9 protein-coding genes are annotated in these 12,800 nt (G+C 60.5%); 5 read left to right on the top strand and 4 right to left on the bottom strand.

Annotated features, from left to right (window positions below; all coding sequences use genetic code 11):
- Nucleotides 1–374: 374 nt before the first annotated feature.
- Nucleotides 375–737, bottom strand: a complete 363-nt coding sequence (locus ASG19_RS13870; protein WP_062458293.1) for a response regulator — start codon at nt 735–737, stop codon at nt 375–377.
- Between the two features lie 282 nt (nt 738–1,019).
- Here ASG19_RS13870 and ASG19_RS13865 point away from each other — a divergent pair, with 282 nt between their 5' ends.
- On the top strand, nt 1,020–2,852 hold the full coding sequence (locus ASG19_RS13865; protein ID WP_244476173.1) for a hypothetical protein: 1,833 nt from the start codon (nt 1,020–1,022) through the stop codon (nt 2,850–2,852).
- A 75-nt stretch (nt 2,853–2,927) separates the two neighbouring features.
- On the opposite strand, the gene ASG19_RS13860 is transcribed toward ASG19_RS13865, so the two are convergent.
- Nucleotides 2,928–3,587 carry a response regulator gene (locus ASG19_RS13860; RefSeq protein WP_062458286.1) on the bottom strand — a complete coding sequence of 220 codons (660 nt, stop codon included), beginning with the start codon at nt 3,585–3,587 and terminating at the stop codon, nt 2,928–2,930.
- A gap of 209 nt (nt 3,588–3,796) precedes the next feature.
- Here ASG19_RS13860 and ASG19_RS13855 point away from each other — a divergent pair, with 209 nt between their 5' ends.
- Both ASG19_RS13855 and ASG19_RS13850 read left to right on the top strand, forming a co-directional pair.
- Nucleotides 3,797–6,340 (top strand): MFS transporter, encoded by a 2,544-nt coding sequence (locus ASG19_RS13855; protein ID WP_244476172.1) that lies wholly within the window; start codon nt 3,797–3,799, stop codon nt 6,338–6,340.
- A gap of 153 nt (nt 6,341–6,493) precedes the next feature.
- Entirely contained in the window at nt 6,494–7,006 is a 513-nt protein-coding gene (locus tag ASG19_RS13850; RefSeq protein WP_082476415.1) for a heme-binding protein, read from the top strand.
- Between the two features lie 98 nt (nt 7,007–7,104).
- On the opposite strand, the gene ASG19_RS13845 is transcribed toward ASG19_RS13850, so the two are convergent.
- Nucleotides 7,105–7,347: a DUF2188 domain-containing protein gene (locus tag ASG19_RS13845; RefSeq protein WP_062458282.1), complete on the bottom strand. Its 243-nt coding sequence runs from the start codon at nt 7,345–7,347 to the stop codon at nt 7,105–7,107.
- Nucleotides 7,348–7,933: 586 nt separating this feature from the next.
- Nucleotides 7,934–8,125: a hypothetical protein gene (locus ASG19_RS13835; RefSeq protein WP_062458276.1), complete on the bottom strand. Its 192-nt coding sequence runs from the start codon at nt 8,123–8,125 to the stop codon at nt 7,934–7,936.
- A gap of 324 nt (nt 8,126–8,449) precedes the next feature.
- Here ASG19_RS13835 and ASG19_RS13830 point away from each other — a divergent pair, with 324 nt between their 5' ends.
- Both ASG19_RS13830 and ASG19_RS13825 read left to right on the top strand, forming a co-directional pair.
- A complete protein-coding gene (locus ASG19_RS13830; protein ID WP_200933904.1) occupies nt 8,450–9,526 on the top strand; it encodes an efflux RND transporter periplasmic adaptor subunit in 1,077 nt (358 codons plus the stop codon).
- Complete coding sequence (locus ASG19_RS13825; RefSeq protein WP_062458271.1) at nt 9,523–12,690, top strand: multidrug efflux RND transporter permease subunit; 3,168 nt, start codon at nt 9,523–9,525, stop codon at nt 12,688–12,690. Before ASG19_RS13830 ends, ASG19_RS13825 begins: the two co-directional genes overlap by 4 nt.
- Nucleotides 12,691–12,800: the final 110 nt, after the last annotated feature.

Raw genomic sequence — 12,800 nt, 5'->3', positions numbered from 1 at the left:
CGTCAGTCTCTACTCGACGCGGCAATATCAAAGACTTCGTCGATCATACTTATTCGGCAGGACGCACTCAGGGACCGAATGGCCTCCGCGATCGCTTCGAACTCTTTTCAAGTGGCTGTACCAGACCTCAGTGCTGAAGTCGTGCAGCGTCTTTTCGTCAGGGATCGCGTGGCTTGCACCTGCTGTTCACAGGCCGTTTCACGAGGAGTTCATGGGCAGGAGAGGCAACGGCCCAAAGCGCTGACTTCAGCGCGACGGACATCCTCGGAGTACGCAAGGCGCGTATCGCCAACGACTGGCATCAGGAAAACCATCTGGACCTTCCTTCAGCAGACCGGCGTCATTCCCAAACGGTGAGCACGATACTCGCCAGCTTAGACTTCTTCGATACACCTGATCAGGTCATCGGCTAGAATCGGCTTCTGGAGAAGCTCCTTTGCCCCGTTCGCGATCGCACGCCTCCTGATGACTTCGTCCTTGAGGGCCGTCATCATTATGATAGGCATTTCCGGCCAGTGCTGCTTCACGATATCAAGCAGCTCAAGCCCGGTCATCTCCGGCATGTTGATGTCGGTCAACAGCAAGGCGACAAGGTCGATATGATCGTAGGCGAGAAACGAGTGCCCGGAGCTAAAGGGTAGAGCGTCATAGCCCATCGACTCGAGAAACCCGGTTGTGGCTTCGAGAAGCGCTTCGTCGTCGTCGACGATCGCTACGGATTTTTTGTCGCCGGACACCAGATGTTTCCTCTTGCCCGACCTACGGGCGTTGATATCTAGGTAGATGGATCGGCGACGTTTTGTAATAATACGATTGTATGGGTAGGCGCGTGTTCGCGCCCCACGTCTTCCGACAGTTCAATCGGGTATTCGTCACGAACGGTTGAAACTACTTTTCACTCGCTCTGAATAGATTCCTACGTAGGCTTGTGGCCGATCGTTTTTCGCCTGACCATTGTCATAGTCGGAGATGGTAAAAGGCCCGGACGGTTGATCAGGACATTCGAAACAAGGCCGGATTTGAGAGGGAGCGATACCGCGCATCTCTGTCCCGTGCTTTGCGAATATGCCTCGGTCATGGCCGGGGCGGAACGGCTGCTGCTCGCCCGCCTCAAGGCCGGGCGCGTCTGGACGGGAGACCTCAAGGTCTCGTTCTACCAGCCGCTGGGGCTGTCGGCTACTCATCTGGACATGGCGTATCGGCAGCTGATGGCGAAGCTATCGTCGGTGGCGGAACTGGCCGGGGAGCGGGCGAAGGACCTTGCGCAGAAGATCGGCTCGAAGACAACCGACATTGCCCGGAAACGAAAACAGCTTCGAAGGGCGGCCTTAAGTCTCGCGAAGGCCCGACAGGCGACGGCGTCGCTGGAAAGCCGCATCGGAAAGCAGCGTCTTGCGCTGGCCGCGGCTGGTGACAAGACAAGGGACGACCAGCTTTTCGTGCTCAAGCATCTGCTCGGCCAATATCACGCAAGCGTGGCAGCGACCGTATCCCTGCGGAAGCAGATAACGAGCCGTCGTTTCGGCCTGCACCAGCACCAACGGCGTCTTGCAATTCTGGAATGCAAGCGCGCGAAAGCTGAAGAACAGGCGAAGGACCCGTCGCTGTGCTTCGGGTCGTCGAAGTTGTTCCGCGCTCAGTTCCAGCTTGAAGCGAACGGACAAGAAGACCTTGCCACATGGAGAGAGGACTGGCGGGCCTCGAGATCCTCGCAATTCACGCTCGACGGCAACAGCAGCAAGGAGGGTGGCAACCAGTTCGCGCGGCTGCGACGTCGCGCCGACGGGCTGTTCGACCTGGAGCTGCGGCTGCCCAAGGCGATCACCCATCTGGCGACACGGACGTTCAAGTCCGCAGGTCACGACATCGCGTGTATCGACCTACGGGGTCTTTCATTCAACCACGGTGACGCGGTCATCCGGCAGGCATTGGAGAGCGGACGTCCCGTCACGGTCAAGTTCCGTCGCGACAAGAAGAGCTGGAAGCTGTCCGTCAGCGTCGATCACGCGATGGAAGCGAAAGCGGCCGACTTCGCAGGCGGCGCGCTCGGTGTCGATCTCAACGCCGGGCACGTCTCCGCGGCGCTGCTCGACGCGTCGGGCAATCCGGTCGAGGTCTTCGATTTCCCCTGCGTCAGCTACGGCAGGACGGCGGACCGGGCGAAGGACGCGATCCGCAATGTCGCGGCTGACATCGCCGCCCTCGCCGCACGGCACGGCGTACCCGTCGTCGCCGAACGACTCGACTTTGCCCGGAAAAAGAAAGACCTGAAGGCGTCCGACCCGCGCTATGCCCGCATGCTATCGTCGTTCGCCTACAGCGCCTTCGGTCAGGCGCTCGCCTCTGCGTGTCTGCGTCGGGGCGTGGCGCTGGTGCGGGTCAATCCCGCATACACCTCGATCATCGGTCGCGTGAAGTTCGCTCGCCGCTACGGCTTGAGCGTCCACGAGGCCGCCTCATTTACCATCGCCCGTCGGGCGATGGGTTATTCCGAGAGACTGCCCCGTTCCTCTGACGGTACCGTCACGGTGCCGACGAACGGCTGCGTCCATGTCACCCTCGACCTACCCGTGAGGAATGGTTCGAGGCATGTATGGTCACAGTGGAACGGGCTGAACAAGGAGTATCACAAGAAGGCGCTTGCAGCGCTGCGGTCGTCGGGGCGCAGGTCCCGACCCGCAAGGACGACGTCCGTGACGTCCGGCGGGCGACCGCCCGGCGGAGCGGGAGGAACCCTTGCGGGCGGAGTGGACCCGCTCCATGGTCACACGGCGGAGGCGGGACGTTCCCGCCGGAAGTCGCTTCAGTCATCTGGCCAAGGGGTAGGCCGGATGCCGGGAATTCATTCCTGAACTGACGTTCGTTATGACGGTAAAGCCAGGGCTTCAACCGTTCGTGACGAATACCCGTTCAATCTTGCGAGTTTCTCAGGCCAACGCCTTGAGGATTTCGGCTTTGCGAACCAGGTCGGCAAACGACGTGACGTTCATCTTCCGCATGACGTTGCCGCGATGGATTTTCACGGTCACTTCAGAAATTTCGAGGAGATGGGCAACCTGTTTGTTGAGCAGGCCTTTGACGACAGCATCCATCACTTCATGTTCGCGCGGGGTAAGCGAGGAAGCTGCCGTGACCGCTTCATTCGCCGCGAGTAGCTCGAGACGCCGCGACCTGTCCCGCTCGATTGCCACGGAAACAGCGTCGAGCATCTCCTGATCCCTGAAAGGCTTCGTCAAGAAGTCCGTCGCTCCGGCCTTCATTGCGCGTACGCTCATAGGGACGTCGGCATATCCGGTCATGAACACGATCGGGAGCTTGTTGCCCATGCCGTTCAGTTTTGTCTGCAGGTCGAGACCGCTCAGGCCGGGCAGTCGAACGTCGAGGATCAGGCAGCCCGGGCGGTCGGGCAGAGGCTCAGCGAGTAGTTCCGTCGTGGAGGAGAAACCGAGCGCATCGATGCCGACCGAGCTCAAGACGTCTATCACGCCGTCGCGCATTCCGTCGTCGTCGTCCACGACGACGACCAGTGGCGTATCGCCTCTGGCAGCAGAGGCGTCATGCGCCCGATTACCTAAAGCAGCCGACATCGGCAAGGACCTCACAATAGTCGATTGGAAACGTCGCACGTTATCGACGTTAAGATGGTGTCTGCGCATCTTTACCCGGGAATAGCTACTACGCGCGGGCGCAAAGCTCGACCTGGCCATAAGGATAGGTTCTGATCCCCTTACATTATTGTAAAGTTCTGTAGGTTTGGGAGGGCCGAGAAAAAAGACAAACCCCGGGATCCAAATCCATGAACGTCAGAGCCCAGCCCGATACCTACGTCGGCGACGAACCGCTGCCGAGCGGAATGACGTTCCGTATCCTCATGTCGAGTTTGGTCGGCACGTCTGTCGAATTCTACGATTTCTATATTTACGCGACCGCCGCCAGCCTGGTGTTCGGGCCCCTTTTCTTTCCCGCGTCCATGACCTCGATGGAGTTGATAGGAGCCTACGCCAGCTTCGGTATCGCCTTCATAGCCCGACCACTCGGCGGTGCGGTTTTCGGCCACTTCGGCGACCGGGTTGGGCGCAAGGCAACCCTTGTGGCCTCGTTGCTGCTGATGGGAGCCTCGACGGCGGCTATCGGACTGCTGCCGACCTACGCCGTCGCTGGCTGGCTCGCTCCGGCTCTTCTATGCCTGCTGAGGTTTGGCCAGGGACTGGCGCTCGGTGGCGAATGGACCGGGGCGGCGCTCCTCGCGCTAGAAAACGCACCCAAGGGATGGCGAGCGCGATACGCGATGTTCGCTCCGCTCGGCGCGCCGATAGGCTTCGCATTGGCCAACAGCCTCTTCCTTGTCCTGACACTGACCCTGTCGCCGGAGCAGTTTGCCGACTGGGGATGGCGGGTGCCGTTCCTCCTGAGCGCGCCTTTGGTTTGGATGGGTATCTGGATCCGCTTCAACCTCGTCGAGACAAGGGACTTCCACGCAGCCCTAAGCAAGTCGAAGCCTTCTCGAGTACCCCTGCTAGACATTTTCCGCCTGCATATGGACCAGGTCATATCCGGCTCGTTCGGCGTCGTCGCATGCTTCTCGCTTTACTACGTCGTGACAGCGTTCGCCCTTGGATACGGCACCTCGGAGCTAGGCTATACCCGATCATCGTTCCTGATGGTGGAGCTGGGCGCGATCCTCTTCATGGCTGCTGGTATCGTGGTGGCGAGCTGGCTATCCGATCGGATCGATCCCGAGCGCATCCTGATTTTCGGATGCGTCGGCACCATTATCTCGGGCGTCGTGCTCGCTCCGATGCTGGGAAGCGGATCGCTGGTAGTCATCTTCCTCTACCTCGCTTTCTCGCTCTGGGTGATGGGCTTCGTGAACGGACCTCTCGGCGCGTGGCTGCCCGGCCTGTTTCCCACCCGGATCCGTTATTCGGGGACGTCGGTCGCTTTCAATATCGGCGGCATCATCGGCGGGGCGCTGACCCCGGTGGTATCGCAGGCCCTTTCCCAATATAGCGGACTTGTCGCAGTCGGCTTCTATCTCGCGCTCACAGGGGGGGTGAGCCTTATCGCATTCGATGCAAGCGCCAGACGGAAGGCTCTCGGAGCGCTAGCCCAAAGCGAGATAAGGTACCGTTCCATCTTCGAGCAGAACCACGTTTCGCTCTGCGAGGTCGACCTTTCCCTTCTGTGGAAGCGGCTGGAGGCGGTACGGGCGTATCCTCCGGCAAAACTGCGAGCGCATCTCAGTGCTTCGCCGGAGTTCGTGGATCAGTGTTCGAGATTCGTGCGGTTCGTGGACGTCAACGACGCTACCGTTTTGCTACTCGGCCGAGAGAGCGAGCGGGACGTCCTCGGCTCGATAGACCGCTTCCTTCCACCGCAAAGCGGGCTGGTCGAGGCGATCATACTCGGCATGTGCTCGGGGGAAGATCGCGTGGAGATGGAGGCGCGCCTTCTTCGCAGCCCTGGCAATGAGGTCATCGTCATCTTCGTCATCGCTTTCCCGGAGGACAAGGACGCCTTCGACCGTGTCGCTTGCGCGATGATCGACGTGACGCAGCGCGAGCAGGCCCAGGAAGCGCTTATGGCGGCGCAGAGCGAGCTAGCCAGGGTTGGCAGGGTCGCGACGGTAGGTGCGATTTCCGCCTCTATCGCCCATGAGGTGAACCAGCCGATCGGCGCCGTGGTCATGAGCGCCCAGGCCTGCATGCGTTGGCTTCAGGCTAACCCGCCGGATATCAAGGCAGCCTCGACGGCGGCAGAGCGCGCGATCAAGCACAGCATGCGGGCGAGCGAGATCATCCAGCGGACGCGGGAGCAGGTGCGGGGCACCAGGAGGAGGCTTGAAAGCGTCGACCTCGGAAATATTGTGACCGACGTAATCGGTCTACTGGACCGCGAACTGATGTCCGCATCAGTTAGGGTGACGACCGAGTTCGCGCTGGATGCTCCTATGGTGCTGGCCGACAGGGTCGAGATGCAGCAGGTGATCGCAAACCTAGTCACCAACGGCTTGCAGGCCATGGGAGAAATTCCCCTGAACCAGCGCGACCTAAGCATATCGATTTCCGCCGGCGAACCCGATATGGTGAGGATGCAAGTCCGGGACCATGGCACCGGGATCGCGCCCGAAAGCCTGGCGAAGCTTTTCAGTCCCTTCTTCACGACTAAACAAGACGGAATGGGTATGGGGCTCGCGATCTGTAAAACGATTGTCGAAGCCCACGGCGGCTCGTTGACCGCCCGAAGCCACGATGAAGGCGGCGCGAGCTTCGAGATCGTACTCCCGTTGTCGGTTGAAGAACAACAGGAGCTGCCTGTGGCGGCGGCTCAGGGCGCATAGTCGTCAGTTCAAAAGCCGTTTGATGGGGGCGGCGGCTTTCTCGGCAAGGCTCGTAAAGTCGTGATCCGAAATTACAAGAACGCGTCCGTTGGAAGAATTACGTTGGCGCGCCTTCGAGGCTTTTCGCGCCTCGCAACGAAAATGGAGTTTCCGATGAAAGCATCCGTAGGCAGCCATTCCTCAACCGTCCGGTCCGAGCCGCAGCGTAGTCGTGCCGTTCTCCTGGGTGCGCTTGGTCTGCTAGTAAACTGGGCGGCGCAGGCTCAAGCTCAATCGACTGTCGATCTTGATGCCGCCACCGCGCGCAGGATAATTTCGGCCGCTGTGGTGGAAGCGGAAAAGGGGCCGCCCGCGAGCATCTTCGTGGTCGATAATTCGGGCGCGATGGTCGCTGCCGAGCGCATGGACGGAGCGTTCCCGGCGAGCGCGGAGGTCGCGAGGGGCAAGGCCGAGACGGCCGCCGCGTTCTGGCAGAGCACTGGCAACCTGGAAGACGCGGCAGACGGAGGCCGGGCAGCTCTCCTGTCGTCGGGTTACGTGGTCATGCAGGGTGGCATTCCGCTCAAGGTGAATGGCAAGGTCGTTGGCGCGATCGGTGTAAGTGGTGGCACCAAGGGCCAAGACGAAGCGGTCGCCAAGGCCGGAGCCGCGGCGTTCGCGGAGTGAATGCTCGAGGTCTGACTGGCACCTAGCTGATCTAAGGGGACCGACCACGGAAATGCCCGCTGGGTCGAGCGCAACGGCCATTTATCTGAGGCGCTAGCCTAGTCGTCGTCCACCACCTCGGTCTCCGGCCTGTCGCCGCCCCGAGCGTGTTCGGTTCGCCAGTTACCGTCCGCGGCCTGGTAGGTGATCTCGGCGTCGCGACCCTCGAGATGCTGGCGCTCCGCCGCGGCCTTGGCCTCCTTGAGGGCCTGTTGGTGTGTCGCGAATGGCTCGGACCAGACGTTGTCGAGGCGGTACGCGTAACCGCCATCATGTTGGCCGACGTGATAGGTGACTTTCATAGATGTTCTCCTCGAAAGCGCGCTGCGAGAGCGCGAATATGACATGGACCGTAAGCGTCGCGGATCTGCGATGGCCCTCCTAGATTGAAATAACGAAGGCTGTGCCGGAGGATTGTCGAATACAGTCGCGCCAACCCCGGCAGGCGTCGAAATACGGCCTCGACGCAACGTGCCTACGGCAGATGAAGCGCTTGTTGCGGCGGGAGGAGGGCTTTTGCGGCACGGAGATCGCTGCGGCACCTAATAGCCATTCTTATGAGAAAAATCGCAGTTTTGCGTACGAGCCATCGCGCGACAGTTTCATTGCGGCATAAAGTCTATACTTGCGAAACCGGAAATCATTGCCCGATACTGGTCAATGATCCAGATCGCTAAAAAGATGTCCGGCAAGCCTAGTCAGGTTCCACGGTTCGGCCCCGGTGATCTGATCTTCCGTTCTCAAGCGAAGTCATTGTGGCGCACCAAAACCGCGCGGCGCCAGATCCGGCGTCTTGCAACTGCGCAGGCCAACTGCAGCTGGGAAATTCTCCATTGGCCGCCGCGAAAGGACCTCTCCTTTGTATGAGGTTGCCCGTGACGAGTTGAGTCAGCGCTTGGCAACGGGCTTGCCGTAGAGTTCGGGCATGTCGGCGATGTAGACGCGAGCCATCGGGCTTGCCCTCAACGTCTCGCCAAAGGCTACGAGATACCCGAGCATGCCGACCATCAGGCAGAGGATGAAAAGGATCAAGGGGCTCGTGCCGTAGTTGACCTGCCCGGGCTGATAGCTGTCTCTCATCGCTTATATCCTTTCTCGAGGCGTCGATAAGCGAAGGCTATGGGCGTCGGTCGGGGCATTATTGTATTAAATGACAATGTGGGCGCGGGGGTGGTTCGAGAAGGTAGGATTGTCCAAAAGCGGGTGGCCCCGGCGTCGCGAAGGCCGTAAGTTACAATCGCCGTACAGCTGCCGCGGACATGATGTCTCCCTGGGATTACCTCGAGAGACAAGGCTCTGACCATGAAACCCAACCTACCCGCCCGCTCCCGGAAGCATGTGCAGTCAGCCATCTTCGCGACGTTGGCCACATTCTGTTCCGCGACGGCTACCCTGGGTCAGGACATGGCTGCGCCACCGCCGGTTACCGTCGCCAAGCCACTCGTCCGCGACGTCACGGAGCAAGACGACTTCATCGGAAGGTTCCAGGCAGTGGAGGAGGTCCTCGTCCGCGCCAGGGTCGGAGGATATCTCGATAAGGTTCAGTTCACGGACGGCTCCCTCGTCAAGAGCGGAGACCCATTGTTCGTGATCGACCAGAGGCCATTCAAGACCGCACTCGAACAGGCGACTTCGGCGCTTGAGGTTGCGAAATCCACCCTGACTTATGCCGGGGCCCAGTTCCACCGCGCGGAGGCGCTGTCCGCCAACGGCAGCCAGTCGATTTCGGTGCTGGACGACCGCCGGCGCGAGTGGTTATCGGCGCAGGCCAATGTCCGCGGCGCTAAGGCGAGCGCGGACCGTGCTCAACTGGACCTGGACTACACTCAGATCACCGCCCCGTTGAGCGGGCGGATCGACAGGCACATGATTTCTCCGGGGAACCTCGTCCAAGCCGACCAGACCGAGCTGACGACGATAGTGTCGCTGGATCCGATCGATTTCTATTTCGACGTCGATGAACGCAGGTTGCTCTCATATGCGGCGCTCGCACGCGAGAACGGACAGTCCCTTCAGGAAGGGGGTGGCGGTCTCAACGTCACCGCGACGATCGCGGACGGCTCGTCGAAACCCTTTCACGGCAAGCTGAACTTCTCGGAGAACAAGGTGGACAGCCAGTCCGGCACCATGCGCGTGCGGGCCCGGTTCCCGAACCCCGATCTCGTGCTCCAGCCTGGCTTGTTCGGCAGGATCGAGGTCGGCGCGTCGAAATCCTACACCGCGATTTTGGTGCCGGATGAAGCGCTTTCGGCCGACCAGAATCAAAGGGTCGTCTACGTCGTCGGTCCCGATGGAACTGTCACCACGAAGGCCGTTCGTACGGGGCCGAAGCTCTACGGTTACCGGGTAATACGCGAAGGCCTCAAAGGCGACGAGACGGTCGTCGTCAACGGCCTGATGCGGGCACGCCCCGGCCAGAAGGTAACGCCCAAGATGACACAGCTTCCGCAGGAAGCCCTTGTAGCGGGAGCGGTCCAATGAGATTTTCGCACTTTTTCATCACGCGACCGATTTTCGCCTCGGTACTTTCAATATTGCTGTTGATCGTCGGCGGGATCGCCTACTTCAATCTGCCCGTAGCTCAGTATCCGGAGATTGCCCCACCTACGATCGTGGTGCGCACGTCCTACCCCGGCGCGGATTCGCAAACTATCGCGGACACCGTCGCGACCCCGATCGAGCAGGAGATCAACGGCGTCGAGGACATGCTCTACATGTCGTCCTACTCGAGCGCGGACGGCGTGATGTCGATCACCGTGACTTTCAAGCTCGGAACGGACCTCGACAAGGCGCAGGTCCTCGTCCAGAACCGCGTCGCGATCGCCGAGCCTCGCCTTCCCGAGGACGTCCGTCGTCTCGGTGTGACGACCGTGAAGAGTTCGCCGGACATCATGATGGTCGTCCACCTGCTTTCGCCGGACAGCCGCTATGATCAGCTCTACATCTCGAACTACGGCCACAACCGCATCCGCGACCAGCTCGTAAGGCTCGAAGGGGTAGGGGACGTCACCCTGTTCGGCGAACGCGAGTACTCTCTTCGTATCTGGCTCGATCCCGAGAAGCTCTCCGGTTACGGAATGACATCCGGTGACGTGGTGCAGGCATTACGCGACCAGAACGTCCAGGTCTCAGGCGGCTCGATCGGCAGCCCGCCGGCGGCAGGTACGAACGCGTTCGAATACACGGTGAGGACCGAAGGCCGTTTCAGCGACGCCCGCCAGTTCCGCTATGTCATCGTCAAGTCGACGGACAGCGGTCGCCTCGTTCAGCTCCAGGATGTCGCCCGCATAGAACTGGGTGCGAAGAACTACGTCACGAACAGCTACCTGGACGGCATCCCTGCTGTCGGCCTCGGTATCTTTGCCCGTCCGGGGACGAACGCCCTCGAAGCGGCGGCGGCGGTCAGGAGGATTATGGAGTCCGAAGCCAAGAGTTTCCCGCCCGGCCTCGAGTACAGGATCGTCTACGACCCGACCAAGTTCATTTCGGAATCGATCGACGAAGTCTACAAGACCATCTTCGAAGCCGCGGTACTCGTCGCCGTCGTGGTGCTGGTCTTCCTGCAGTCATGGCGCACGGCGCTCATACCCATCGTTGCGATCCCGGTGTCGCTCATCGGCACGCTCGCGTTCCTTCTGGCGTTCGGCCTCTCGCTCAACATGCTTTCGCTCTTCGGGCTGGTTCTCGCGATCGGCATCGTCGTGGACGACGCGATCGTCGTGGTCGAAAACGTCGAACGAAACCTCAGGAACGGCCTGACACCGCGCCAGGCGGCTCACGTGACTATGGACGAAGTCGGAACCGCGGTCGTGGCTATTTCCCTGGTGCTCATCGCCGTCTTTATCCCGACGGCCTTCATCCCTGGAATCACCGGGCAGTTCTACAGGCAGTTCGCGGTCACGATCTCCGTCGCGACGGCGATCTCCGCCCTTAACTCGCTTACGCTTTCGCCCGCTCTGGCCGCCATCGTGCTGCGCCCCCACGAGCATGGCAAACCCACGGGCATCCTGGCCCGGTCTGGTCAGTGGGCAGCCGAGAAGTTCAATGGCGGCTTTGATCGACTCAGCGAGGGATATTCCTGGATCGTCCGCAGAATGGTTACCACCAGACTCGCCCTGGCGATTTCCGTCGTGGCTTTCATCGCGCTGCTCGGCGGCACCTTCTACATGACACAGATCGTGCCGCGGGGATTCATTCCGACAATGGACCAGGAATACGCGCTCGTGGTGGTCCAGCTGCCGGACGGCGCTTCCCTAAGCCGCACAGACGATGTCGTAAAGCGCGCATCGGCGATCATGAACAAGATGCCAGGCATCGCGCATACGGCCTCGTTCGCAGGTCTTAGCGGAGCGACGTTCACCAACGCGTCGAACCAAGGACTGATCTTTGCCACCTTCGACCCGTTCGAAACGCGCCTCAAGCAGGGGCAGTCGGCGGAGAAGCTCATCGGCCAGCTCTATGCCAACCTGCAGTCGATCGAAGAAGCGTTCATCATCGCCATTCCTCCGCCTCCCGTCCGTGGTGTAGGAAACTCGGGCGGCTTCAAGATGCAGATCAAGGACCTCGACAACTCCGACATGAAACGGATCCTGCCGCTGGCATATGAAATCATGGGCGCGGCCAACAAGACAAAGGGGCTGACTGGCGTCTTCACGACCTTCAGCGCTTCGAGCCCGCAGTACTTCCTCGATGTCGACCGGGACAAGGCCCGCTCGCTTAACGTACCCATCCCGAATGTCTTCGAGGCTCTGTCCATCAATCTCGGTACCTCGTATGTGAACGACTTCAACGCCTACGGCCGCGTGTATCAAGTACGGGCGCAAGCGGAGCAGAGCCATCGCATGGAGAAGGACGACATCCTGGCGCTCAAGGTGCGATCGGCAACGGGAGCACTTGTTCCCATGGGCACTCTGGTGGACATCAAGGATACGACAGGTCCTTCGCTCGTACAGCGATACAACATGTACGTGTCAGTTCCCATCCAGGGGAGCGCGGCACCCGGCGTCTCCACGGGGAGCGCACTGGAGGCGATGGAGCAGGTAGCCGCCAAAGTGCTGCCACCCGGAACGAGCTTCGACTGGACAGAGCTGTCCTATCAGGAACGGAACACAGGGAACACGGCGACCTACATCTTCATTCTGTCGGTGGTCTTCGTCTTCCTGGCCTTGTCCGCGCAGTACGAAAGCTGGACCTTGCCGTTGGCGATCATCCTCATCGTGCCGTTGGCAATCCTCGCCGCGCTCATCGGCGTGCATTTGCGTGGCATGGACAATAACATCCTTGTTCAGATCGGGTTGATCGTCCTGATCGGTCTCGCCGCGAAAAACGCCATCCTGATCGTGGAGTTCGCCAGGCAGGCCCAAGACGAGGGTGCCCCGGCCGTCGAGGCTGCCGTCACGGCGAGCAAGCTGCGGCTGCGCCCCATCCTCATGACCGCGTTCGCGTTCATCCTTGGCGTGGTACCCCTAATGATCGCCGAGGGCCCGGGTGCGGAACTACGTCAATCGCTGGGAACCGCGGTGTTTTCGGGAATGCTGGGAGTGACGTTCTTCGGCCTGTTCTTAACGCCCGTGTTCTTTGTCCTGCTTCGATCACGTTACAAGCCGCGTCCGGTGGTCGGATTCGAAATGAAGATCGTGGCCTGACCACCACTCAACCCGCTAGTAAAAAGAGACGCCGATCCTTAGGGTCGGCGTTTCTTTTCGGTCTCAAATACAGTGACGGATCGTACAAAAAATCTTCCCACAAAATCGAA

It is taken from the genome of Rhizobium sp. Leaf306 (assembly GCF_001423425.1).
Taxonomy (GTDB): domain Bacteria; phylum Pseudomonadota; class Alphaproteobacteria; order Rhizobiales; family Rhizobiaceae; genus Neorhizobium; species Neorhizobium soli.
Note: the sequence above shows the minus strand (reverse complement) of the source record. Positions and strands in the feature narration are given on the sequence as shown.

Coding starts and splice junctions, on each gene's coding strand:
- ASG19_RS13850 (WP_082476415.1), top strand. CDS start 6,494: ATGAAAGCATCCGTAGGCAGCCATTCCTCAACCGTCCGGTCCGAGCCG.
- ASG19_RS13845 (WP_062458282.1), bottom strand. CDS start 7,347: ATGAAAGTCACCTATCACGTCGGCCAACATGATGGCGGTTACGCGTAC.
- ASG19_RS13830 (WP_200933904.1), top strand. CDS start 8,450: ATGGCTGCGCCACCGCCGGTTACCGTCGCCAAGCCACTCGTCCGCGAC.
- ASG19_RS13860 (WP_062458286.1), bottom strand. CDS start 3,587: ATGTCGGCTGCTTTAGGTAATCGGGCGCATGACGCCTCTGCTGCCAGA.
- ASG19_RS13855 (WP_244476172.1), top strand. CDS start 3,797: ATGAACGTCAGAGCCCAGCCCGATACCTACGTCGGCGACGAACCGCTG.
- ASG19_RS13825 (WP_062458271.1), top strand. CDS start 9,523: ATGAGATTTTCGCACTTTTTCATCACGCGACCGATTTTCGCCTCGGTA.
- ASG19_RS13835 (WP_062458276.1), bottom strand. CDS start 8,125: ATGAGAGACAGCTATCAGCCCGGGCAGGTCAACTACGGCACGAGCCCC.